Annotated in this window: 12 protein-coding genes; 2 read left to right on the forward strand and 10 right to left on the reverse strand. The window is 71.7% G+C overall.

The window, feature by feature from the left end; genetic code table 11:
• The first annotated feature begins 151 nt into the window (after positions 1-151).
• Complete coding sequence (locus CFP71_RS30830; protein WP_093937471.1) at positions 152-2935, forward strand: ATP-binding protein; 2784 nt, start codon at positions 152-154, stop codon at positions 2933-2935.
• 448 nt (positions 2936-3383) lie between these two features.
• Complete coding sequence (locus CFP71_RS30835) at positions 3384-5777, forward strand: ATP-binding protein (protein WP_093937472.1); 2394 nt, start codon at positions 3384-3386, stop codon at positions 5775-5777.
• Between the two features lie 241 nt (positions 5778-6018).
• On the opposite strand, the gene gntA is transcribed toward CFP71_RS30835, so the two are convergent.
• From gntA to CFP71_RS30885, 10 genes are all read right to left on the reverse strand, one after another.
• Complete coding sequence (gene gntA / locus CFP71_RS30840) at positions 6019-6723, reverse strand: guanitoxin biosynthesis heme-dependent pre-guanitoxin N-hydroxylase GntA (protein WP_093937473.1); 705 nt, start codon at positions 6721-6723, stop codon at positions 6019-6021.
• On the reverse strand, positions 6720-7478 hold the full coding sequence (locus CFP71_RS30845; protein ID WP_093937474.1) for a 4'-phosphopantetheinyl transferase family protein: 759 nt from the start codon (positions 7476-7478) through the stop codon (positions 6720-6722). Before CFP71_RS30845 ends, gntA begins: the two co-directional genes overlap by 4 nt.
• A complete protein-coding gene (locus CFP71_RS30850; RefSeq protein ID WP_093937475.1) occupies positions 7475-8221 on the reverse strand; it encodes a thioesterase II family protein in 747 nt (248 codons plus the stop codon). Before CFP71_RS30850 ends, CFP71_RS30845 begins: the two co-directional genes overlap by 4 nt.
• On the reverse strand, positions 8218-9267 hold the full coding sequence (locus CFP71_RS30855; RefSeq protein WP_093937476.1) for an HAD-IIIC family phosphatase: 1050 nt from the start codon (positions 9265-9267) through the stop codon (positions 8218-8220). Before CFP71_RS30855 ends, CFP71_RS30850 begins: the two co-directional genes overlap by 4 nt.
• Positions 9264-10403: an acyl-CoA dehydrogenase family protein gene (locus CFP71_RS30860; RefSeq protein WP_093937477.1), complete on the reverse strand. Its 1140-nt coding sequence runs from the start codon at positions 10401-10403 to the stop codon at positions 9264-9266. The genes CFP71_RS30855 and CFP71_RS30860 overlap by 4 nt, the downstream gene beginning before the upstream one ends.
• Before the next feature lie 14 nt (positions 10404-10417).
• Complete coding sequence (locus CFP71_RS30865; protein WP_005152895.1) at positions 10418-10669, reverse strand: acyl carrier protein; 252 nt, start codon at positions 10667-10669, stop codon at positions 10418-10420.
• Between the two features lie 259 nt (positions 10670-10928).
• Positions 10929-11774 carry a 3-hydroxyacyl-CoA dehydrogenase family protein gene (locus CFP71_RS30870; RefSeq protein WP_093937478.1) on the reverse strand — a complete coding sequence of 282 codons (846 nt, stop codon included), beginning with the start codon at positions 11772-11774 and terminating at the stop codon, positions 10929-10931.
• Positions 11771-14707, reverse strand: a complete 2937-nt coding sequence (locus CFP71_RS30875; RefSeq protein WP_093937479.1) for a type I polyketide synthase — start codon at positions 14705-14707, stop codon at positions 11771-11773. Before CFP71_RS30875 ends, CFP71_RS30870 begins: the two co-directional genes overlap by 4 nt.
• A gap of 8 nt (positions 14708-14715) precedes the next feature.
• Positions 14716-23448, reverse strand: coding sequence for a type I polyketide synthase (locus CFP71_RS30880; protein WP_093937480.1), 8733 nt, complete (start codon positions 23446-23448; stop codon positions 14716-14718).
• A 27-nt stretch (positions 23449-23475) separates the two neighbouring features.
• Positions 23476-23970, reverse strand: a 495-nt coding sequence (locus CFP71_RS30885; protein WP_143267217.1) for an acyl carrier protein, incomplete at its 5' end; no start/stop codon positions are given.

Below are 23970 nucleotides of genomic sequence, written 5' to 3' on the forward strand. Positions count from 1 at the left end.
CTCTCAGCATACCGGCCGGTTTGTCGAGGGCCGGAGAACCGCCGGTGTCCGGGAGGAATCACCGATCACCGGCCGACCGGGACGACCTCGACGGCACGGTTCATACGGTTGGGTGACGGCCAGCCGGGCTCGGTCCTGGTGAACTGGGCGCATGAGCACCAGGCACCCGGGCGCCGGGACGGGACTGCGGGCCGATGTCCGCACCGAGGAGGTCAGGGCCCTGAGGGACGACACCGGTCCCGGCGCGACCCCGCTGACGGTGCTCGCGGGCGAACCCGGCTGCGGCCGCGGCACCGTGCTGGACAGGCTCGCCGAGGAACTCACCCCGTCGGCCAAGGTGCTGGTGCTGCGGCTGGCCGAACTCGACCGGTCACTCCCGTACGGCGCGATCTTCCGGCTTCTCGTCCTCCTCGGCGCGGACCGGGCCGAGGAGGAGCCCGCGCGCCGGTCCGTGCTGGCCATGCTGGCCAGGGCGGGCGAAACCACGCCGACCCCTGAGGCCGTCGCGAAGATCGCGACGGCCGTGTTCGCCCTCCTGCGCACGCAGACCCCGCTGGTGATCCTGGTCGACGACGCGCAGTGGCTCGACGAACACACCGCCCGGCTGGTGAGCCCGCTCCTGCACCGGTGCTCGGCGGAAACGTCGATCAGCGTGGTGGCGACGCTGCGGATCGGCGCGGGAGACGACCTGTCCGGAAGTCCCGCGCTGCTTGGCGCCTTCGCCCGGCTGCGGGCGGGCGGGCACGCGAAGTTGCGGCTCCTCCGGCCGCTTTCGCGAGCCCAGTCACGGTCCCTGCTGACGGGGCTGGTGTCCGCCCTGCCGAACGACGGCCTGGTGACCGAACTGCACGCCGCGGCCCGGGGCAACCCCGCCGCGCTGACCGCGCTCGTGCACGGCTACCGGTCCGCCGGCGCCTTGCGGATCGTCGACCGCACCGCCTACCGCGTCGACAGGGTCGATCAGCCCGTGGCCACCGAGGACCATCCGCTTCTACGGGCGGTGACCGGGGCGGGAGGCGGAGTGCGTGAGGTGGCCGAGACGATGGCGGTGCTCGGCCCGCTCGGCACCTCGGCCGCCGCGCTGGCCGCGGCAGCGCTCGGGTGGCGGGAGGCCGAACTCCGCGCGGTGCTGGACAGGCTCGTCGCCGAACGGGTCCTGGTGCGGGATCGCGACGGCGGGCACCGGTTCCGGGTAGCGGCCGTCCGGGACGCCCTGCTGACCGGGATCGGGCCGTATGCCACGCGCAGTCTTGCCGCCCAGGCGGTTCACGCGGTGTGGTCGGGGTCCGCGTCCGTCTCCGACCCGGATCTGGTGCTCGACTGGATCACCCAGGCCGGGTCGCTCGTCGACACGCGGCGTGCCTCGGAGGAGCTGATCAAGAACGGCGAGCGCGTCCTGTTCACCGACGGGGCCAAGGCGGAACGCTGGCTCCACGCGACGTTGGCCTGGGTGACCGAACCGCCCGAGCGGACGGCCGTGCTGATGCTGCTGAGCTCGGCGAAGGCCGTGCACTACCGGGCGGCCGAAGCCGGGGACTGCGCGCGGCAGGTGCTCTGCAAACATCTCGGACACTTGGACCCGGCTCAAGCGCAGGAACTGTCGACCGTGTTCATCTCCGGGCTCGCCGCCCGCCGCGACCTCGGTGAGCTCGCCGAAATCGCCGCGGGCGCGTCGCCGGTGCTGCCGGACGACCCCGCCCTGATGGTGGTCAACCGGGCCTATGCCCTGCTGCTGAGCCATCGCTGGATCGAGACGCGCGACCTGCTCGAACGGGAACGCGCGGTGTGGACCGGCAGCAACCACATCACCGCCGACTTCGGCACGATGTTCCTCGCGGCCTGCGGCGTCGTGCTCGGCGACACGTCCCAGCTGCACACCCTCGTGGCGCATCCGGAACTGTGGCGGGCGGCGCACCTGCCGCACTATGCGGTCGAACATCGCCGGTTCGAGGTGGAAATGCTGTTGCAGCTGGGAGAACTCCGGCAGGTGCGGCAGCGGATCACCGCGTCCGGGCTGGCCGTCGGCGAGCTGCCCGTGGCGAACCGGTTCGCGCTGAACTACCTGGGCGGGCACTGGGCGGAGGCGATGGAACTGGCCCGCCGGACGATGCTGGGCGGCACCGATCCGGCGCGGCCACTGCATTTCCTGCTGACACAATGCGCGATCCGGATCCTCGGCGCGCAGGGCTGGCTTTCCCGGGCCAGGGCGCTCGCCGCCGACAGCCGTCCGTCCGGGATGCGGCACTCGATCGACCACGCTGAGTTCACCGTGCTCAGCAAGCTCGGCGACACCGAAGGCGCCGACGCGTTGCTGTACTCGGCCGCGCGCAGCGCCGACGCGGGCGGCTACGTCCTGGGCACCGAGGACCTCTGGGCCGACCTGGCGCGCTCCGCGCTGGCACGGAACAAGCAGCGCGAAGGTGAGCACTGGGTCCGGCGCGCGGCGCGCACGGCCACCCAGCTCGACACCGCCCGCGCGCACCAGAACCACCATCTGGCCCGCGCGGCGGTCCATCGCGAGCCCGCCGCCGCCCGGCGCGCCGCGGCCATCGCCCGCGAACGCCGGGACGTCCCGTACGAGTCGGCCATGACGCTCCTGCACGCGGGTCTCGCTGGGCACCGGCCGGAACAGTCGTGGACCGAGGCGTACGAACTGTTCGGCGAGGTCGGCGCCTGGTTCTGGCGCGGCCGGGTACGGAAGCTGCTGCGAGACAACGGCTTCGCCGGCCCGGGCCGGACGGAGACGACAGCCGAGAACGAGCGGCTGCTGGCGATCCTGGTCGCCGAAGGCCTCACCAACCGGCAACTGGCTGTCGTCCTCGAAACCAGCGAGAAGAGTGTCGAAGGCAGGCTCAGCAGGCTGTTCTCCCGGACCGGGTACACGTCACGGGTGGAACTCGCGGCAGGGATCCTGACCGGCGAATACCGCACCTGACCCCGCCCGTGTGTCGTCCATCCAGTCACGCACGTCGTCCATCCAGTCACGTGTGTCGTCCGCTCGGTCACGCGAAGCTCCCGGCTCGGTCCGGGTGAAAAGCGCGTTCGGAGGACCACACGCCGGGGTGGGGCATGATCGGTCGCCAGCCGCGGAGCCCAGCCGGTGTCCCCAATGCGGCATTGGAGACGTTGAACGACCCCAATGCCACATTGGGGACACCGACAGCGAAGTGTCCCCATGTCTTGAAGCCATCACGGACGGCGCGTGGTCACCCCGCGCGTCTAGCAGTGGGAACGTCCACAGTCAACACATCGGGCGGTAACTGGCATCGTTCTCGCGTGCCACTGGCACCGAGCCAGTATCCGCGCCACAACGTTGTCGGGAGGCGGGGTGCGGGGCCACGGTGGAGATCGTCTTCGCAAGCCCTGGACAAGGTGGTGACCCCGTGCGTTTCGATCTCCTCGGCCCCTTCAACGTCGTGCACGACGGACGTCCGGTCGTGCTGCGCGGGGCGACCCAGCGGGCCGTGCTCGCCTATCTCCTGTTGCGCCACAACGAGGTCATCGCCACCAGCACCCTCCTTCAGGCGATCTGGGCGGACGACATCCCCGCCACCGCGCGCAAGATGGTGCAGAACGCCGTTTCCGGGCTGCGCGCCACACTGGCCCAGCGCACCGGCGCCGCCGAGCAGGCGATGCTGCTCACCCACGCGCCCGGTTACCTGCTGCGCGTCGACAGCGACCAGGTCGACGTCTCCCGCTTCCGGCGGCTCGCCACCGAAGGCCGGACAGCACAGGCGGGCGGCGACGTCGACCGGGCCGTCTCGGCCTACCGTGACGCGCTCGCGCTGTGGCGCGGCCCGGTGCTCGCCGACCTCACCGAGACCGGTGTCGTGTGGCCCGAACTGGTCGCGCTGGAGGACCAGCGGATCGCCATCCACGAGGATCTCTTCGGGCTGGAGCTGGACCGGGGACACCACCACGAGGTGCTGACCGACCTGCGCGGGATGGCGGAGGCCAACCCGAACCGCGAGCGGCTCAACGCCCAGCTGATGACCGCGCTCTACCGCTGCGGCCGCCACGTCGACGCCCTCGAGGTCTACCGCGCGACGCGGGCCAGCCTCGCCGAGGGGCTCGGCCTGGAGCCGGGCAAGGAGCTGCGCGAACTGGAACGCGCGATCCTCCAGCACGACGAAGCCCTGCTCACCCGGCGCCCGGAACCGGCACCGCGCCCCGAACCCGTGCCGTCGGCCGAGCCCACCCCGATGGTCGAGCCGCTGCCCTTCGCTCCCGCCCCGGTGATCGCCCTGCCCCGCACCGAGCCCGTCGAGAGCGAGCGGAAGCCGGTCGTCGCGATCGGTGTCGCCCTCGCCGCCACTCCGGACGACGACCCCGAAGAGGCCGTCGAGGTGCAGGCGCGGCTGCGGACCGTCGTCGAAGAGGAGGCTCTCGCCGCGGGTGCGCACCTGCCCGGGGAATCGGGCCCGGTCGTGCTGGCCCTGTTCGGCCTCCCCCGCACCGATGACGACGACGCCGTCCACGCGACCCGGACCGCGCTGCGCATCCACGACCGGCTGGCCACGGCCGGCATCGCCACCCAGATCGGCGTCGACAGCGGAGACGTCCTCGTCGAGTTCACCTCCGCGGGCCCCGGTCAGGTGGCGGGCCCCGTGCTGGACCGCTGTGTCCGCTCGGCGCTGCGCGCGCCCGAAGGCCGGATCCGGGTTTCGGACGTGGTCCGCGAGGCCTCCGAACCCGCCGTGGTGCACGAGGCGTCGGAAGACTCACCTGGCTGGTGGCACGCGGTTTCCGCCCGCCAGCACCCGGTGGCGGAGCCCGCCGACCCCGGCGGCTTCGTCGGCCGCGAGCACGACCTCGATCTGCTGAGCCATCTTCTCGGTTTCGTCGAACGCGGCGGCCGCCCGCATCGGGTGACGGTGCTCGGCGAGCCCGGGATCGGCAAGTCGCGGCTCCTCGCCGAGTTCGCCGAGACGCTGTCCGAGCAGCCCCGGATCCGGGTGCTGGACGCCGGGGCCGACGTCGCCGAAGCGTTCGCCGTCGTCCCGGGTCTGCTCCCCCAGACCGCCTCACGCCTGCGCGCCGAGGGCGGCGACTCGGCACTTCGGGCCGCCGCCGGCGAACTGACCGCCTTCGGGCCGCTGGTGGTGCTGGCCGACGATCTGCACCGCGCCGACCTCGACACCCGAGACGCCGTGGACCGGCTCGGGGAGGCTTGCTCGGGACTGCCGGTCCTGATCGTCGCGTCCGCCCGGCCCGGGTTGCTGGAAGCCGAACACGGCGAACGCTGCGGGACGACGGTCAGCCTCGCGCCGCTTTCCGACGACGCCGTCGGCAAACTGCTCGACAAGCTGTTGCCCGGCACCGCCCGGCTCATCCGCGGCAGGCAGGAACTGATCGGCAGGATCGGCGGCAACCCGCGCTTCGCGCACGCGTACGCCCAGGGGGTGCATGGCAAGACCACCCCGTTTCCGGGATTGGGCCAGGCGATGACACCCCCGCTGGTCCGCCGGACCCTCGCCGCGCAGCTCGACAACCTGCCCGCCGCCGAGAAATCCCTTCTCAAGGCGGCCAGCCTCACCGGGGACGCGTTCACCGCCGAGGACGTCGCCGCGGTCTGCGGCCGGGACACCGCCGAAATCGAGGGAACACTTTCCCGGCTCGCGAGCCTCTCGGTGCTGCGCCGCGAGGACGACGACGCCGGCTACACGTTCCGCCGCTCGACCCTGCGGGAGCTGGTCTACCAGCGGATCCCGCGCGCGACCCGCACCGCGCTGCTCCGCCGTCCGACGGCCCCGCGCCGCGTCGAAGCCCTCGCCTGAGGATCCCCGACCGGGCCCGAAGACGTGACTCGCGTGCTCGAACCCGTGACTCGCGTGATTAAGGCCGGAACTCGCGTGCTTGAAGACGGAACTCGCGTGATCGGACGAGTTCCGGCTCCGGTCACGCGAGTCACGGCTCCAATCACGTGAGTCACGGGCTCAAGCACGCGAGTTCCGTGTCTGGTCACAACGGAAAGCCCCCGGTCGCCAAAGCGGCCGGGGGCTTTCTCGTGACGGGGAGTCAGCCGGTAGGGCGCTGCATCACGTCCGAGGTGTACTTGACCGACGAGGGCTCGTGCCGCGAAGTGAACGGGCACTTCCAGTCCTCTTCGGTCATCCGCCCGGAGAAGTGGCGCGACGGCATCTGGTACTCGTAGGTGGTGAAACTCGGGTTGACCGAGCCGTTGTTCGTCGTCTCGCGTTTGCGGATCGCGTCCTGCATCGAGAAGAACTTGTCCCCCAGCAACATGAACTGCATCAGCGAGTTGAACGCGATCGCCGGCCGCGAGAACCGGCGGCTCGCCCGGGAAGAGCCGGGATGCATGCCGACGACGAAGAACGAGTGACCGGCCACGTGGAAGCCGAAGTTCGGTTCGTTCGGGTCCGAGGTGGCGCCCTCGTCGAGGCCGTAGGTGCGGCTGTCGATGTCGTGGATGAGCTGGAGATGGCGCCACAGCAGGCGTTCGTACTCCTCCTCGTCGAGAATCCCGCCGGGCTCCTCGAAAGTGGACACGAACGTGCGGAAACTCTTGTCCGACAACGTGGCCCGGATGCCGCGGGCATAGCCGAGCATGTCGCGGTAGTGGGCACGCGCCGACTCCGGATCCCCCAGCGCCGGGTAGTGGCCGTGGACGATCGAGCCCTTCTTCAACGCCGCGCGAGCGCCGAGGCAGCTGAACTCCGTGGTCTGGATGAACGCTTCGAGCTCCGCTTTCGGGTCGCTCATTTCACTCCGCCTTTCCGGTGCTCCCCGGCCGCACGCCGCCTGCCGGGAAGCCAGTCGAAGGCGCGCACGGTGACCGGGCGCGCCGGGACGGCCAGCGCGGCCGCGTGGCCGGCGCCGGCGTCCAGTTCCGTGATCGTCCACTCGGGACGGCCGTCGAAGACGACGTCGCCGCCGGTGAGGGTGAAGGAGGGGCCCGGCAACCCGGCGAGGCCGGTGCCGTCGACCTTGAGGTAGGCCTCCTTGCAGGTCCAGTACCGGAAGAAGGTCAACGGCTCGCGCACGGCGGCGGCCTCCTCCGGACGCAGCGTCCGCGCGGCCAGGCCGTCGTGGTCGACCTCCCGGACCTCTTCGACGTCGACGCCGACCCGGACCCCGGCGGTGACCGCGACCAGCGCGAGCGCGCCGGAGCGGGACAGGCTGAACTCGATCCCCGTCTCGCCCGCCAGTGCCGGACGGTCACCGTCGCGCGTGAACCGCAGCGCGGACGGCGCGGTGCCGGTGTAGGAGGCGAGGATGTCGCGCAGGGCGACGTGCGAGGCCAGGAACCGCGCTCGTTCCTCGTCCACCGTGATGGCGGCCGCCCGGCGCAGCTCGTCTTCCGACAGCGCGCCGAGCAGGCCGTAGACCTCGGCCGAGCCCGGGGCGAGCACTCGCGCGAGGGGGATCCGCCACACGTGCGCGTCCCGGCCGGGACGGAGCCGTTCGCCCAGCGCGCCCGACGGCTGCTTCCACGCGGAGAACCACTGCGTCGTCATCGGCCCAGTTTTCGGTGGATCACGCCGAGCAGCTCCGGCACGCGCTGTTCGAGGTAGAAATGCCCGCCAGGGTAGGTGACCATCGTCGAGTCGGCGGCGAGTTCGAGCCATGCCGCGAGTTCGTCCAGATCGGCCCGCGGGTCGTGGTCGCCGCCGAACACGGTCAGCGGCACCGGCAGCGGCTCCCCCGGCACGTGCCGGTAGGTCTCGTTGACGGCCAGGTCGGCCCGCATCAGCGGCAGGAACATCGCCAGCAGTTCCCGTTCTCGCCGCAGGACGTCCGGCAGTCCGCCGAGCGCGTGCAGTTCGGCGGCGAGCCGCTCGTCCGGCAGGTCCCGCAACTGGAGCCGGGTGTCGGGCAGCTGCGGCGCCGCCCTGCCCGAGACGAACAGGTGTTTCGGCAGCGTGGCCCCGCGCTCGGCGAGCCTGCGGGTGAGCAGGTACGCGGTCAGGGCGCCGACGCTGTGCCCGAAGAACGCGAAGTCCCCGGTCAGCGCGTCGCCGAGACCGTCGATCACCGCCTCGACAAGGCTTTCGACGTCTTCGTGCGGCGTCTCGCGGCCGCGTTCTGCCCGGCCGGGCAGCTGAACCGGGAGGACGACCAGGTCGTCACCCGCCGCGAGGACCCACTCGCGATAGACCACCGCGCTCGCTCCGGCGTGCGGAAAACAGAACAGCCTGGTCGCGCCACCCGGCGGGATCCCGCCGGGCAGCCAGGGCCGCGCCGTGCTCGGTGCGGTCATCGCAGCTCCATCGTCAGGTAGGGCGGCGGTGGCTGGATCGTGCTCAGGTCGGACTCCAGGACGAGCCGGTCACCGTCGCGCGAGATCTCGGAGAACCCCGCGAACGCGTAGGTCACGTACATGACGCGGTTGCGGCCGGTCTCGACGAAGTCCGCGCGCAGCTTCGCGCCGTCTTCCTTCGCCAGCCCCATGATGTGGTTGAGCAGGACCGTGCCGACGCCGCGCGACATCACGCGGCACGACATCAGCATCATCCGCAGATGCCAGGCCTCGGCGCCGCGTTCGGCCAGCGCGAGCCCGATCTTGCCGTAACCGCCGTATTTGTCCGAAAGGGACGCGACGAGCAGCACGTGATCGGGCGAGGTCCGTAGCGCGTCCAGTTCGTCGTAGGAATAGGTGCGGCCGGTGGAGTTGAGCTGGTTGGTGCGGACGGTCAGTTCCTCGGCCCGCTGCAGATCCTCCTGCTGCGCGCGGGCGATCGTGAACTTCATGTCCAAAGTGGACAGGAATTCCTCGCTGGTGCCCTCGTGGTCCTGTTCGACCTGCTCACGCACGGCGGCCGCGCGGTAGAGATCACGGCGCACCCGCGACTCGTCGGTGACGAACTTGGGCCGGAACTCCTCCGAAGCCAGGGTCTCCCCCAGCTTCGCCACGTCGACGGTCTTGACCGTCGGCAGCGCGTGCGCGACCTCCTCCAGTTCGAAGGGCTGGTCGTCGACGAACGCGATCGCGTCGAGTCCGATATTGAGCGCCTTCGCGATCCTTTCCACCGAACCGGATTTGGGGTTCCAGCTGATCTGCGGGTACAGGAAGTACTCGTCGAGCCCTGCCGCCTTCAGCCGTGCCATCGCCGCTTCGTGGTCGTTGCGGCTGGCCACCGAATGCAGGATGCCCAGCTCGTCGAGCCGCTTGATCTCCGCCACGACGTCCGGCCGGACGGTGACCTCACCGTCTTCGAGCAGGGTTCCGTCCCACACGGTGTTGTCCAGGTCCCACACCACGCATTTGATGCGGCCCCGCTTGGGTTTCTCCAAAACCCCGGTCATCCCGACACCTCCCGGTACGCCTCGTCCGCGATGGTCAGCTCCTGGATCTGGGTGCTGCCCTCGATGATCTCCATGACTTTCGCGTCGCGATACAGCCGCGCCACCGGATAGTCCGGGCCGCAGCCGTTCGCGCCGTGGATCTGGACAGCGTCCGAAGCCGCCGTGGCCGCGGCGGTGGACGCGAAGTACTTGGCCACCCAGGTCGCCATGATCGTCGCCGGATCGCCCGCGTCCTTGAGCCGTCCCGCCTTCTCGCACAGCAGGCGCGCGGCCTCGCGCGCGGTGACCATTTCGCTGATCTTGGCGCGGATCTGCGGCAGATCCCGCAGCAGCCCGCCGCCCGCCGAACGCGCCGACGTGTAGGCGGCCGACGCGGCCAGCGCCGCCCGCACGATCCCTACCGAACCGCACGCCACGCTGTAGCGCCCGAGGTCGAGCGCGCCGGTCATCACCGTGCCGGCGGCCCAGCCCGGCGGCCCGACCAGCGCGGACGGGTCGAGCCGGACGTCGTCGAACTCGATGGTCGCCAGCATGCTCGCGGTGGTGCCGAGCATGTGCCGGACCGGGGTCACCCGGACTCCCGGGTGGTCGGCGGGTACCAGGAACGCGCTCATCCCGGTGGCGGTGCCGGCGAACACCAGCAGCAGCCCGGCGACCTGGCCGCCGGTGATCCAGGTCTTGCGTCCCCGCAGGGTCCAGACGCCGTTCTCGGCGACCGCCACCGTGCCCGCGGCCGTCGAGTCACTGCCGCTGAAATCCGGTTCGGTCAAACAGAAAGCGCCCAGTGTCGCGCCTTCGGACAGGACGGGAAGCCAGCGGTCGCGTTGCTCGTCGTCGCCCCAGCGCTGCACCGTCGCGGTCACCATGGTGTGCACGGTGAGCAGGCTCCGCAGCGACGAACAACCGCGGCCGACCTCCTCGTGCAGCCGCCCGAGGGTGACCATGTCCAGCCCGGCACCGCCCGCTTCGGTGGGGAGGAACGGGGCCCACAGTCCCAGCTCCCCCACCCGCCGCAGCACGTCACCGGGGATGCGCTCGGCCCGGTCCCACGCGTCCGCGTGCGGGCCGACCTCCTCGTCGACGAAACGCCCGACCACCTCTACTTCAGGCGTTTCGGGCCGTGTCCTCGCCCTCACGTCTTTCTCCTCGTTCAGTGCGCGGCCGCGGCGGTGCGCCGCTCGACCAGCTCGGTCATCCGCGTGACGGTGCGGAAGTTGTCCAGCTTCAGCTCCTCGTTGGGGATCCGCGTGGCGAACGCCTTCTCGATGAACATGACCAGCTCCATCGCGAACAGCGAGTTCACGAAACCGAGGGCGAAGATGTCCTGTTCGTCGGTGAACGACAGGCTGGGGAACTTGGCCCCGATGAAGGCGCGGATCTCGCCGCGGACGTCCTGCGACATGGTGGATGCCTCTCTCGTAAAAGGAAGATGGTCTTCTTGAGGGCTGAGGGCCCGCGGCGGAGCGGGTAGTGGTTGTCGCGAGAAGTGGTTGTGAAAGCCACTTTCGCAACCTTCAACGTTGTGAAAGTGGCTTTCACAACACCGCTTTGCGGCAGGCCCCGATCGACCAGGCGACTGTGTCGCGAAAGCCACTTTCGGGGCATCAGACGTCGCGAAAGTGGCTTTCGCGACATACCCGCCACCGGTCGTCGGCCGCGGGTCAGCCGCTGTAGTTGTAGAAACCCTTGCCGCTCTTGCGGCCGTGCAGCCCGGCCGCGGTCATCTGCTTGAGCAGCGGGCAGGGGCGGTACTTGCTGTCGTTGAACTCGTCGTAGAGCACCTCGACGCTGTACAGGATCGTGTCGACGCCGATCAGGTCGGCGGTCTCGAGCGGGCCCATCGGGTGCCCGAAGCAGCCGCGGAAGACCTCGTCGACCGTCTCCGCGTCCGCGACCCCTTCGTGGACAAGGAAAGCGGCCTCGTTGACGGTGAGCATGAGCACGCGGTTGGAGACGAACCCGGAGGCGTCGTTGACCGGGATCGGCTTCTTCCCCATCGACAGCAGCAGTTCGCGCACGATGTCCTTCGTGGACTCGCTGGTGTGGTAGCCGGGGATGAACTCGCACGACGGCTTCATCGGCACGGGGTTCATGAAGTGGACACCCATCACCTTGTCCTGGCGCTGGGTGAGCGCGGCGACCTTGGTGATCGGGATGGCGGAGGTGTTGACGACGAACACGGTGTCGGCCTTGCAGGCCTCGTCGAGTTTCGGGTAGAGCCGGGACTTCAGGTCCCAGTTCTCGGTGATGTTCTCGATCACCACCTCGGCTTCGGCGAGGAGTTCGAGTTCGGTGCCGAAGGTGATCCGGCCGAGGACGGCGGCCGCGTCGATCTCCGGGCCGCCGAGCATGCGGCTCATCCGGCATTCGAGTTCGATCCGGTCGCGGGCGTCGGCCAGCTTGCCGGGGTCGACGTCGATGAGCACGGCCTCGTGCCCGCTAGTGGCGAGATTCTGCGCGACCCCGGTGCCCATCACACCGGCGCCGACGACTCCGACGAGGGTCATCGTTCCTCCTTGGCTGCGTTGCTCGTGGTCAGATCCAGCACGCCGTCGAGCCGGCCGTGGGCGGCCCGCACCGCCTCGGCGCCGCCGGGGTGCTCTTCGGCGAACAAGACGGTCGCGCCGAGCTCGGCGCCCAGACGGGCGGCCAGATCCCGGGCGGTGACGTCCAGGTCGCCTTCGATCAGGTAGACCGGCCGGGTCGACCGGGCGCCGAGGGCGACGTCGGCGGCGGCTTCGGTCGGCTCGATCCAGTAGCGGTCGCGTTGGAACGGATAACCGGGCAACGTGGTCTTCCGCGGGTCACGGCCGTCGTGATAGGCCCGCCAGTCGATGTCCGCCCCGGAGAGCCAGGCCCGGCCGAGCGCTTCGGTGAGCACGGCCGTGTCCTGGCGGGGGTCGGCCTCGCCGGGCAGGGTGGGTACCAGCAGCGACCACGAAGTCTGGGGGAAATCGGGGTGGCCGCGGAACATCGAGCCGAGCGACTGCCCGGCTCCCAGTTCCAGCAACACGGTATCCGGGGAAGTACTGGCAAGATGCTCGATCATCGCGGCGAAGCGCACGGGACGGCACATGTGCTCGGCCCAGTAGCCGGGATCCTTCAGTTGTTTGAGCGTGATCGGCGCGCCGGTGACGTTGGACAGGTAGGGCACTTCCGGCTCGCGCGGCGTGAGGTTCTTCCGCGCCCACGCGGTCAGTTCGGCCGCGGCGGGACGCAGGGCGCGCGAGTGGAAGGCGTGCGTGGTGCGCAGCGGCCGCGCCGGGACGCCGTGTTCGGCGAGCGCGGCGGCCAGCTTCTCGACTCCGTCGCCCGCGCCGGACACGACGATCATCCGCGGCCCGTTCACCGCGGCGACGTCGACGCCGAACGCGGTCACGTCGCCCACCAGTGCGGTGAGTTCGGCCGCGCCCAGCGGGATCGCGGCCATCGAGCCTTCGGGCAGCTTCTCGATCAGCTTCGCGCGGAAGGCCACCAGCGCGGTGGCCTCCTCCAGAGTGAGGGCGCCCGCGAGCGTCGCGGCGGCGAACTCGCCGACGCTGTACCCGGCGAGCACCGAGGGCTGGAGACCCCAGGCGCGCAGCAGGCGGCCGAGCGCGTAGCCGAGGGTGAACACGGCGGGCTGGGTGACCGACGGCGCCGCGTCCTCGGCGTCGGTGGCGCGGCCCAGCAGCCGGGCCAGGTCCCCGCCGTCGGAACCGCGGTCCCCGTGCAGGCTCGCGGTCGGGTCCGTGCCGAGGTGAGTCTTGAACAGCGCGGCGCATTCGTCGACGGCGGCCTTGAACTCCGGCTCGCTGTCGTACAGGCCGCCCGCCATGCCCCGGTACTGCTCGCCGACCCCGGCCAGCAGGAAGGCCGCCTTGCGCGGCTTCGAGTCCGCTTCGGCGATCACCCGGGTCTCGGACGCGAACGCGTCGGCGGCGTCGTCCACCGAGGACACGACCGTCATGCGCCGGTGCTCGAAAGCCTTCCGGCCGTTGTGCAGCGTGTAGGCCACGTCCGCCAGATCCGTCCACTCAGGACGGTGCGCGGCGAGCCTGCCGGTCATCGCGTCGGCCGCTTCCGGGGTCCGCGCGGACCACGCGAGCAGTTGATGCGGCCGGGCGGACGGACGCTCCGGGCGGTCCTCCGGCGCTTCCTCGATGACGACGTGGGCGTCGGTGCCGCCGAAACCGTACGCGCTGACCCCGGCCAGCCGAGGACGCTCACTGCGCGGCCAGTCGCCCAGTTCCGTCTGCACGACGAGCTTGTCACCACTGTGGGCCAGCTGCGGGTTCGGCTTCTCGAAGTTGACCGCGGGCGGCAGCTTCTCGTGGTGCAGCGCCAGCGCGGCCTTGATCAGCCGGGCGATGCCACCCGCCTGGTTGATGTGCCCGAGGTTCGCGTCGATCGAGCCGAGCGTGATCCGCTCGACCTCGTCGACGTCGAAGATCTTCTGCAGCGCGGAGATCTCGGCGACGTCACCGAACGGAGTGCCCAAAGTGGACACTTCGATGTGGTCGATCTCGCCGGGTTCGACGTCGGCGGCGGCCATCGCCTCGGCGACGACGGCGGCCTGACCGGGCACGCCCGGCAGATTGAACCCTTGCCGCGCGCGGTTGCCCTCGTGGTGGATGGCCCAGCCGCGGATCACCGCGTAGACCCGGTCGCCGTCGGCGAGCGCGTCCTCCAGCCGCCGCAACACGACGACGCCGAGCCCGTTGCCGGGCACCTTGCCGTTGGCTCCGGCGTCGAGGATCCGGTTGATCCCGTCGGGGGCGAACCGGCTGCCCTCGCGGTAGAGATAGCCCGGCTCCTGCGGCACGACAACGGAAACCGAGCCGGAGACCACCAGGTCGGACTCGCCGGTGAGCAGGCTGGAGCAGCCCTGCGCGACGGCGGCGAGCGCGGTCGAGCTACAACTCTGGACGCTGACCGACGGACCGGTCAGGTCGAGCGCGTACGACAGCCGGGACGCGATCAGGTCCTTCTCGTTCTGCAGGATCGGCTGGTCCGGTCCGACGGTCAGCGCGGTGACGTCGTTGGACAGCAGGTTCGACAGGAGATACGTGCTCGGGGCACCGCCCGCGAACACCCCGGCCAGGCCCTCGATCCGGTCCGGGTCGACGCCCGCGTCCTCCAGCGCGTGCCACGCGCATTCGAGGAACAGCCGGTGCTGCGGGTCGAGCAGTTCGGCGTCGCTCCGGTTGTAGCCGAAGAAGTCGGCGTCGAAGCGGTCGATCCCGGGGAGCAGGCCCGCGGCGGGGACGAACGCGGGGTCGTCGGCCACTTCGGCGGGGACGCCCGCGGCGAGCAGCTCGTCGCGGGTCATCCGGGTGATGCCGTCGCGGCCGGCGCACAGGTCGGCCCAGAACTTGCCGATGTCGGGCGCGCCGGGGAAGTTCCCGGCCATGCCGACGATCGCGATGTCGTCGCCGGTGTCCCGTTCTCGCGTGGTCATGGGGTGGTTCACCTTCCGGTCCGGCTCGGGCGCTTGCGGAGCTTCGCGGTGCGGGCGCGGCGGCGTTCGCCGCGGGCGGAGACGTCTTCGGCGGGTTCGGCGGCCGCCTGCGGAGCGCCGGGTTCACCGAGGAGCGTGACGAACTCGGCGATGGTCGGTTTCTCGAACAGGCTCGCCGGGGCCAGTTCGACGCCGAACTCCTTGGCGACGCGGCCGATCAGCACCAGGCCGATCAGCGACGTGCCGCCGAGGTCGAAGAACGGGTCGTGCACGCCGACCTCCTCCAGGCCGAGGCAGTCGCACCAGGCGGCGGCGACCCGCACCTCCGCCGGGGTGCGCGGGGCGACGTACGCGGTGCGCAGCTCGGGGCGCGGGTACCGCTCGCCGGTGGGGATGGCGGCGTCGGCGCCGACCAGCGCGTCGACCGATCCCATCCGGGCCAGCGCGGCCAGCACGTCGGTCAGCGGGAGCGGCAGCACGGTCACCAGCGGCTCGCCGGAGGCGACGATCCGCGAGAGCAGCTCGGTGCCTTCCTCGGCGCCGATGCCGAACTCCTCGCGGAACTTGCGGGAGCCTTCCTGCGCTTCGGCGGACCCCGAGAGCCCGGACGCCGTCCAGGCGTCCAGCTGCCAGGGACCCCACGCGACCGACACGACCTGCTTCGCCGGACCGCGCCCGCCCGCCGAGGCCGAGGCGACCCCGTCGAGGAAGGCGTTGGCCGCGGAGTAGTCGATCTCGCCGACACCGACGGTGAGCGTCACCGTCGAGGAGTACAGGACCAGCAGGTCGACCGGTTCGACGCGCAGCGCGTCGGTCAGAGCCAGGGTTCCGTCGATCTTCGGCGCCAGCACCGCGGCCGCCTGCTCGCGGGTCTTGTTCTGCAGCAGACCGCCACCGGCGATCCCGGCCGCGTGCACCACGCCGTCGAGGTAACCGAAATAGCCGCGGACCTCCGCCAGCAGCGCGGCGGCCTCGCCGGGGGCGCTGACGTCGGCTCGCAGGGTCAGGACGTCGGCGCCGAGGGCGCGCAGGTCCCGGACCGCCAGCAGTACTTCGCTCGTGCGGTCGTCGACGCCGTGGTCGCGGATCCAGTCGTCCCAGGTCTCCTCCGGCGGCAGCTCGGACCGGCCCGCCAGGGCGAGGTTCACGCCCAGCGGCGCGAGGCGCTTGGCCAGCGCGAGACCGAGGACACCGAGACCGCCGGTGATCAGGTAGGTCCCGCCGGGCTTCCAGGCCAGCGAGTCTTCGGTCTCGGGCAGCTCGACGACGTCGAAGCCGCGCAGCCAGCGCCTTCCGCCGCGCCAGGCGGCGACGGCGACCCCGTCGACGGTGTCCACTGTGGACGCCGCGAGCAGGTCGAGCTCATGCAGGGCTTGGGCTGTCTTGTCGCCGGTGCGGTCGAAGTCCGCGTACTGCGCGTGGACCAGCGGGTACTCGGCGGCGATCGCGTCGGACGTGGCGGCGATGGTCGGGGCGAAGGCGTCGGTGGCGTCCCCACCAAGGACGTCGAAGCCGTTGTGTCCCAAAGCGAGCAGGTCGACCCGGCGCCCGGCGCATTCGGCGCCGATGGCCTTGCCGAGCTCCAGGAGGCTGTAGAAGCCGGATTCGATTCCGCTGGCGGTGAGCCCGAGGGCGTGCACGATCCGCAGCGGCCCCTCCCCGGCGAGCGCCTGACGATCCACATCGGCAGCGACCGTGACGCGATGCCCGGCGGCCTCCGCCGCGGCCGCGAAGCTGTCAGCGAACGCGCCCGGCTCGGCGAACAGGACCAGGTCGCCCGGCGTCGCGGGTACTCGCCGGGTGCTGTCGCGGCGCCAGGTCGGCGTGTGCGCGGCCAGACCGTCGCGGACCGGCGTCTCCGGCTGCGGCTCACCGGCGGACATCTGCGACAGCGACCAGCCGCCACCGCGAGAAGCGACCTCGGGCCAGTAGCGGGTGCGCTGGAAGCGGTAGCCGGGCAGCGAGACGAACCGGCGGTCCGGTCCGGCGCCGTCCGCCCAGCCGATCTGGACTCCGTGCTCCCAGAGCGCGCCCAGCGCGGTCAGCCAGGCCTGTCGTCCGATACCCGCAGCCGGCTCCGGCAGCAGCGAGACCACCGGCGTCTGCGGCAGGTAGCGGCCGGCCGCTTCGGCGCCGTCGTCGCCGAGTCCGGCTTCGACCAGGACTCCGGCGTACTTGGCCAGCGCCAGCAGGCCGTCTTCGAAGCGGTCGTCCGCGATCCGCCAGTGCGCCGGATCGGCGGCCTCGGCGGCGGTGAGCACCGTGCCGGTGCGCGGCGAGATCACCGGCACCGCCGGGGTTCCCGCTTGTGGGACGGGTCCGCCGAGCGCGAGTTCGAGGCCTTCGGCGAGGCCGAACAGCCCGCCCGCGACGGCGGCGACGCATTCGCCGGTCCCGCGTCCGAGCACCACGGCCGGTTCGAGGCCCCACGCGGCCAGCAGCCGGGTGAAGGCGTACTCGACGGCGAAGACCACGGCCCGCTCGTCGGCCTCGGCCGTGCCGTAGAGCGCGCCGAGCAGGTCGGCACGGCCGTCCAGCAGGGCCGCGCATTCGTCGATCGCGGCACGGAACGCGAGTTCGGTGCGGTACAGCTCGTCGGTGGTGCCCTGCCACGCGCCACGGGTACCGGGCAGCAGAAGACCGAAGCGCCGCTTGTCGGTGACGACCGAACCGCCGGTGACCGCCTTCAGCGCGGTGACGGCGTCGGCGTGGTCGCGCACCAGCACGGCCTTGCGCAGCGGAAGGGCGCTACGTCCGGCCTGGGTGGTGAAGGCGATGTCGGCCAGTTCTCCGGTCAGGTTCTCGGCCAGCGCTTCGGCATTGGCACGCAGTCCGGCTTCACTCTGGCCGGAGACCGTGAGCAGCTGCCATTCGACGCCGGGAGTGGCCGTCGGCGCGGGTGCGGCCTGGTCGAGGACGAAGTGCACGTTGGACCCGGACCAGCCGAAGGAGCTGACACCCGCGCGCAGCACCCCGGCGGCGTTGGCCGGGAAGGGCCGCGCCTCGGGGACCGGGCGGACCGTGCCGTCCACGGTGACCACCGAGTTCGGGGTGCTCATGTGCAGGTTGCCGGGCAGGGTGCCGTTTTCCAGCGACAGCACGGTTTTGATCAGGCCGGCCATTCCCGCCGCGGCGAGGGTGTGGCCGACGTTGGTCTTGACCGCGCCGACGTAGAGCGGCTCGGGAGCGTTCCGCTCGCCGAAGATCTCGCCGAGCGCGGTGAACTCGATCGCGTCACCGAGCTGGGTGCCGGAGCCGTGCGCCTCGACGTAGCCGACCTCGTCGGGGGCCACCCCGGCGTCGGCGAGCGCCGCGCGGATGACCGCGTTCTGCGCCGCCCGGTTGGGCGCGGTGAGCCCGTTGCTGCGGCCGTCCTGGTTGGTCGCGGTGCCGCGGATGACCGCGCGCGTCCTTCTGCCCTGGCCGACCTCGCCCGCCCGGCGGAGCACGACGACGCCGCCGCCCTCGCCGATGACGTAGCCGTCGGCGCTCTCGTCGAAGGTCTTGGTGCGGCCGTCGGCGGCGAGCATGCTCATCTTGCAGGACTGGATGAAGACGTCCGGGTTGATCATCGCCGACGCGGCGCCGACGATCGCGATGTCGCATTCGCCGCGCCGCAGGCTCTGCACGGCCAGGTGCGCCGCGCTCAGCGCCGACGAGCAGGCCGTGTCGACGGTGAGGCAGGGCCCGCGCAGGTCGAGCAGATGCGCGATGCGCCCGGCGGCGGCGGAAAGCGAGCTGCCGAGCCCGAAGTAGGGGTCGTCGGCCGCGTCCATACCGTCGGCTTCGAGCTGCCGCATGCTGTACTGCATGGTGTCGATCAGCCCGGCGAACACGCCGGTGCGGCTGCCGCGCAGTTCGTCGGCGGTGAGCCCGGCGTCCTCGATGCCTTCCCACACCAGCTCCATGAGCAGGCGGAAGGTCGGGTCGAGCCGCCGCGCTTCCTGCGGCGAAAGGCCGAAGAACGCCGCGTCCCAGCCCGCGATGTCGTCGACGAACGCGCCTTGCTGCGTGTACGCCTTACCCGGCGCGGTGCGGTCGGGGTCGTAGTAGTCGGCGGCGGTCCACCGGTCCGGCGGCACCTCGCGCACGAGATCCTTGCCCTGGACGAGGTTCTGCCAGAACTTCTCGGGAGTGTCGCTGCCGCCGGCGAAGCGGCAGGAGAGGCCGACGACGGCGACGTCCTGGCCCGCGGCGGCCGGTCCGGCGACGACGGTCCGCGTCTCCCGCTCGGCCGGGGTCAACGCGGCCAGCAGCTGCGCGGCGAGCGCAGCCGGGGTCGCGTGGTCGAACACCATCGTCGGCGGGAGCGCCAGCCCGGTCTCGGTGTTGATCCGGCCGCGCAGTTCGATGGCGGTGAGCGAATCGATGCCCAGCTTGGTGAACTGCTGCCCGGCCGGGACGCCGTCGGTGTGCCCGAGCACGGCGGCCGTGTGGGTCAGGACCAGTTCGGTGATGACCCGTTCGCGTTCGGCCTCGGGCAGCCCGGCGAGGCGGGTCCGCCACGCGTCGGCCGCTTCGGCACCTTCGGCCGCTTGAGCGGCTTCGGCCTCGGCGATCGCGATGACCTCGGGGAGGTCTGCCAGCAGCGGGCTCGGTCGCAAGGCCGCGAACGGCGGGGCGAACTTCTCCCACGTCAGCTCGGCGACGGTCAGCGCGGTCTCGTCGCGGTCCAGTGCCTGGCCGAGCGCGACCAGACCGGTCTCCGGCGCCATGGCCGGGACGCCGAGTCCGCTGAGCAGTTCGTCGAGGTCCGCGCCGACGCCCATGCCGACGCGGCCCCAGCGGCCCCACGCGATCGACGTCGCGGGCAGACCAATGGCGCGGCGCCGTTGCGCGACGGCTTCGAGGTACGCGTTCGAGGCGCCGTAAGCGCTCTGGACCGCGTTGCCGATGGAGGCGGCGATCGAGGAGAACAGGACGAAGGCGTCGAGGTCGAGTCCCTCGGTCAGCTCTTCGAGGTTGCGCGTCCCGGCGACCTTCGGGCGGAGGACGTCGGCGTAGCGCGTGCGGTCCATCGATTCGATGAGGCCGAGTTCGAGCACGCCGGCGAGGTGGAACACCGCACGGAGGTCGTCGCGGATCGGCTCGATGACGGCCGCGAGGGCGTCCTTGTCGGCGACGTCGCAGGCGGCGATGGTGATGCGATCCCCGGCCAATTCCGCCGCGCCGGGAGCGTCTTGTCCCTGACGTGAAACGAGAACGACGTGTTCGGCGCCGTGCTCGACCAGCCAGTGGGTGACGATCCCGCCGAGTCCGCCGGTACCGCCGGTGACGAGCACGGTGCCGCGCGGCTGCCAGGACCGCTTCGGCTCGGTGGCCTCGGCGTGGGCGAGCCGCCTGCCGAACGCGCCGGTGGCCCGGACGGCGACCTGGTCCTCGCCGCGAGGTCCGGTGAGGACGCCGCGCAGCAGGGCCACGGTCCTCTCCCCCGGCTCGGCCGGGACGTCGACGAGACCGCCCCACGCCTGCGGGTTCTCCAGCGCGGCCGCGCGGCCGAAGCCCCACAGTTGCGCCTGGGCGGGCGAGTCGGGGGCGTCGTGGGCGCCGGTCGAGACCGCGCCGCGGGTGAGCGTCCACAGTGGACCTTGCGGCGCGCGGGCGGCCAGCTCGCGGACCAGCGTCATCGTGGCTTCGGCACCGAAGGACAGCCCATCGGTTTCGGTCTCGTCGAGGGCCAGCAGGGACAGGATTCCGTCGAAGGACTCGTCGGGCAGGTCCACCCTGTCGGGGTGCTCCACGACCAGCCGCCGCACCTCGGCACCGGCCAAGGTCTCAAAGGCGGTCTCGACCCACGGGTGCTCCCGGCCGGAGGTGACCAGCAGCCAACGGCCGGTGGCCGTGGTCGTCGCGGGGGTGAAGGGCTGCCAGCGGACGTGGTAGGCCAGCGACGTCGCTTCGGCCGCCAGCGACCGCGCGCGACGGTAGCGCGACAGCGCGGGCAGAACCGTGCCGAGCGGCGCTTCGACGTCGGACAGTTTCAGTTCGGCGGCGAACTCGCCGACGTCGCCGGATTCGACGACCGACCAGAACCGGCCGTCCTCGGCGGCGACCATGTCGGCGCCCGGGTCTTCCAGCCAGAAACGCTTGCGCTGGAACGGATAGGTCGGCAGCGTGACGATCCGGGCGCCGCTGCCGCCGAGGTAGGCGGACCAGTCGACGCGGGCGCCGTGGGCGTGGATCAGGCCCAGCGCGGTGACGAGCGTGGCGGCCTGGTCGCGGTCCTTACGCTGGGCCGCGGCGAAAACGGCGCCATCAGGGAGGACAGAGCGGCCCATCGGAGTGAGAGCCGCGTCCGGGCCGAGTTCGAGGAACGTGGTGACGCCTTGGCCGTGCAGGGTTTCCACCGCGTCGGCGAACCGGACGGTGCCGCGGACGTGCTCGGCCCAGTACTCCGGATCGGTGAGCCGGTCGGCGGTCTCGCCGGTCAGCGTCGAGACGACCGGGATCGTGGGCTCACGGTAGGTCAAAGTTCGCGCGACGGCGGCGAACTCGGCGAGCATCGGGTCCATCAGCGCCGAGTGGAAGGCGTGGGACACGGAGAGCCGGGTCGTGCGGCGGCCCGGGAAGCGTTCGGCGACCGCGGCGGTCGCCGCCTCGGCGCCGGACAGGACGACCGCGCGCGGGCCGTTGACCGCCGCGAGGGCGACGTCGTCGGACACGTACGGGCGGACCTCGTCCTCGGTCGCCTCCAGCGCGATCATCGCGCCGCCCTCGGGCAGCGCCTGCATCAACCGGCCGCGAGCGGCGACCAGGCGAGCGGCGTCCTCCAGGGAAAGCACCCCGGCGACGTGGGCGGCCGCGATCTCGCCGACCGAATGCCCGGCGAGGAAGTCGGGGCTGACACCCCAGGACGTGACGAGCCGGAACAGCGCGACCTCGAAAGCGAACAGCGCGGGCTGGGCGAACTCGGTGCGGTCGAGCCGGGCGGCGTCGGCGCCGAACACGACGTCCCGGACGCCGGGCAGGTGCGCGCAGGCTTCGTCGAAGGCCTGCGCGAACACCGGGAAGCATTCGTGGAGACGGCGGCCCATGCCGAGCCGCTGCGAGCCCTGGCCGGTGAACAGCACGGCCAGGCGTCCGGCGGTGTCGCTGCCGGTGACCGAGCCCGCTTCGCCGCCCGCGAGGGCGCGGAGACCGGCGGCCAGTTCGGCGCGGTCCGCCCCGGTCACGACGGCGCGATGCTCCATCCCGGCGCGAGTGGTGGCGAGGGAAAGCGCGACGTCGACCGGCTCGGCGCCGGATTCGTCCACAGTGGACAGGAGAGCGGCGGCCTGTGCGCGGACGGCGGCGGGAGAAGCACCGGACAGCACGTACGGAACCACCGGCGGAGCCACGATCTCGCGGTCCGCGGCGGCTTCGTCGGAGGGCTGCTCCAGGATGACGTGCGCGTTGGTGCCGCTGATCCCGAACGACGACACCCCCGCGCGGCGCGGGCGGTCCGTCGCGGTCCAGGGCCGGGCCTCGCCGAGCAGCTCGACCGACCCGGCCGACCAGTCCACATGCGGGGACGGCGCGTCGACGTGCAGGGTCGCGGGCAGCGTGGCGTGCCGCATCGCCTCGACCAGTTTGACGATGCCGGCGAGCCCGGCGGCGGCCTGGGTGTGGCCGATGTTGGACTTCACCGAACCCAGCCACAGCGGCGTTTCCCGGTCGCGGCCGTAAGTGGCCAGCAGGGCTTGCGCCTCGATCGGGTCGCCCAGCGCGGTCCCGGTGCCGTGCGCCTCGACGACGTCCACTGTGGACGCTTCGACGCCGGCGTTCGCCAGCGCGGCGCGGATCACGCGTTGCTGCGACGGGCCGTTCGGGGCGGTCAGGCCACTGGAGGCCCCATCGGAGTTGACCGCGCTGCCGCGAACCAGCGCGAGGACCGGGTGGCCGTTTCGGCGGGCGTCCGAGAGGCGTTCCAGCACCAGCATCCCGGCGCCTTCGGCCCAGTTCGTGCCGTCGGCGGCGGCCGCGAACGGCTTGCAGCGCCCGTCCGGCGCGAGCCCCCGCTGCCGCGAGAACTCGACGAACGCGCCCGGCGTCGCCATCACCGTGACGCCGCCGGCCAGCGCCAGCGAGCACTCCCCCGACCGCAGCGCGCGAGCGGCGAGGTGGACCGCGACCAGCGAAGACGAACACGCCGTGTCGATCGACACCGACGGCCCTTCGAGGCCGAGCGCGTAGGAGACGCGGCCGGACACCACGCTGCCGGAGGTTCCGATGCCGAGGTAGCCCTCGTGTTCTTCGGGCAGCGCGGTCAGCCGCGACGCGTAGTCGGTGAACCCGACACCCGCGAACACCCCGGTCGCGCTGCCCTTGAGCGACAGCGGATCGATCCCGGCCCGTTCGACGGCCTCCCACGCCGTCTCCAGCATGAGCCGCTGCTGCGGGTCGGTCGCCTCGGCCTCCCGGGGCGAGATGCCGAACAGCTCGTTGTCGAACTCCGCCGCGTCGTGCAGGAAGCCGCCCTCACGGACGTAGCTGGTGCCGGGGACGGACGGGTCGAGGTCGTGGATCGCGTCGGTGTCCCAGCCGCGGTCGGCCGGGAACGGCGAGATCGCGTCCCCGCCGCCGTCGACCAGTTCCCACAGCTGTTCCGGGGTGCGGACACCGCCGGGGAACCGACAGCTCATCGCGACGATCGCGATGGGCTCGGTCTCCTTCTCCCGCGCGTCCGCCAGCTCGCGGCGGCTTTCCCGCAGGTCGGCCGCCATCCGCTTGAGGTAGTCGACGTACTGCTCTTCCGAAGGCATGTCACGGCTCCTGAATGGATGGGGGTCTCAGCGCGGGCCGAACTCGTCGTCGATCAGCGCGAGGAGGTCGTCGGGGGACGCGGCTTCGAAGTCCGCCTGCGCGGGCCGTTTCGCCGCCCAGGCGGAAACCAGCCGTCGCAGCCGTCCGTCAATCTCCGCGTCGCCGGGGTCGGCCCCGTCGAGCAGCGCTTCGAGCCGGGTGATCTGTTCGGTCACCGCGGCGCCCGCGCCGGTCTCGGGGGCGAGTTCGGTCTGGAGGTACTTGGCCAGCGCGTCGGGCGCCGGGTAGTCGAAGACGACCGTCGTGGGCAGGGTGAGACCGGTCGCGGCGGCCAGCGCGGTCCGGAACTCGACCGCGGTGAGCGAGTCGAACCCGAGGTCGAGGAAGCCGCGGCCGGGGGCGATCGCGGCCGCCCCGGCGTGGCCGAGGACGGCGGCGGCCTGTCCGCGCACCAGGTCGAGCAGCGCGCGTTCCTGTTCGGATTCGGCCAGCCCGGTGAGCTTGAGCCGCAGCGCGCCGGC

The sequence above is a fragment of the Amycolatopsis thailandensis genome (assembly GCF_002234405.1).
Taxonomy (GTDB): domain Bacteria; phylum Actinomycetota; class Actinomycetes; order Mycobacteriales; family Pseudonocardiaceae; genus Amycolatopsis; species Amycolatopsis thailandensis.